This window comes from Methylosinus sp. Ce-a6, from assembly GCF_009811655.1.
Taxonomy (GTDB): Bacteria; Pseudomonadota; Alphaproteobacteria; order Rhizobiales; family Beijerinckiaceae; genus Methylosinus.
The window spans coordinates 1-1,506 of record NZ_BGJX01000079.1 but is presented as its reverse complement, the minus strand read 5'-3'; the positions used below and the strand labels follow the sequence as shown (position 1 = coordinate 1,506).

Below are 1,506 nucleotides of genomic sequence, written 5' to 3'. Positions count from 1 at the left end.
TGACGCCCTGCCGAGCGATGCACAGCCCTGCGAGCGCCCAGAATACGCAAAGCAGAATGGCGCGGGCGTAGAGCGGAGGGATAACAAAGGACAGCAAGGTGAGCAGCATCAAGGCCGCCAGCAGGACGACGCCGAACCGAACCACGCTGCGCGGCGCGTCGTCCCGACGGCGCGCGAGGATCCAGAGCGGCGCGACGGAGATGGCGAGGCCGAGGAACGCGGTGCTGAAGAAGAAAGCGGTGCTGGAGGATGACAGAATAGTCATTCGACGCTCTCCGGAGCTTCGATCGAGGGGGCCGCTCGCGCGCCGTGGGCGAGAGCGGCGAGCGGAGCGCGCTGCGGCGCGAGCCTCGTCAATCGCGGATGAATGGGCGCGCTCGGCTCCGCGCTCACGTCATAGGCCATGAAATTGAGCAGCAGCTGCAGTCCGATCAAGACCGGTAGAGCGGCCAGCATCACCGTCCCGGACGAAGCCTCGACCGATGTCGCGAGCGAGCGCTGCCAGTTGATCGCACCGAAGATTCCTCCGAAGGCGAGCAGCGACAGTCCCGCGACGAGATAGATCGACGCGATGGAAAAGTTGCGAAGGAAATAGGAATAGAACACTCGCTTGCAGGCGTTGCGAATATTGGCGCCCATGAATTCGGTGAGAATCTCGTGGATCTCGAGATTGCTCTCCTCGTCGCCGTAGCAGGCGACCATCGGCACATCGACCACCTTCGCGCGAATGATATTCAGCCGAAACAGCATATCGGATTCGAAGAAATAGCGCTCGGAGAGCTTGTCGAGACCGAGGACGGGAAGAAGGCGCGCGTGAATGGCGGTGAATCCATTGGTCGGATCGAACACAGACCAATAGCCGCTGGACAATTTGGTGATGAAGGACAGGGCGGCGTTGCCGATCAGGCGAATGCGGGGCATTCGCGAGACATCCTCGGGATTGAAGAAGCGATTGCCCTTCGTATAATCCGCCTCGCCGGCGAGAATGGGGGAGACGATGGAGCCGATCAGCTCGGGCGCCATCTGCCCGTCGCCGTCGATCTTGACCACGATATCCATGCCGCGCTCCAAGGCGCATTTGTAGCCTGACACGACGGCGCCGCCGACGCCCTTGTTTCGCTCATGACGAATCACCGTCACCCGCGGGTCGGAGCAATGGTCGCGCACGACCGAGCCCGAGCCGGCCGGGCAATGATCGTCGACGACGATGATGCAGCTCGACTCCGGGCCGATACGGCCGATGACGGCGAGAATCTGATTGCGAACCTTATAGGCCGGAATGACGACCCCGATCGACAATTGCTTCATGTCGAAAATCTCCGACGAAATAAATATCACGCATGCGCAACATCTGCCGGATAATCAAAGTAATGAACGCCAATCTACTTGCGAATAAATCGACGACCTCAAAAGCGTCACCACTCATGCCGAAGCGCGACCTCGGGTGCGATCACTCGAAAATAACCCGACGGCTCCGCCAAAGAAAGCGATCAAATATCCGTACAT

General features: G+C 60.0%; 2 protein-coding genes. Both read right to left on the bottom strand.

Translation table 11 applies throughout. The features are described from left to right. On the bottom strand, positions 1-265 hold a 265-nt coding region (locus Mspo_RS19375; protein ID WP_159732921.1), incomplete at its 3' end, for a hypothetical protein. After that, a complete protein-coding gene (locus tag Mspo_RS19370) occupies positions 262-1,308 on the bottom strand; it encodes a glycosyltransferase family 2 protein (RefSeq protein ID WP_159732919.1) in 1,047 nt (348 codons plus the stop codon). The genes Mspo_RS19375 and Mspo_RS19370, both read right to left, overlap by 4 nt. Between the last annotated feature and the right edge of the window lie 198 nt (positions 1,309-1,506).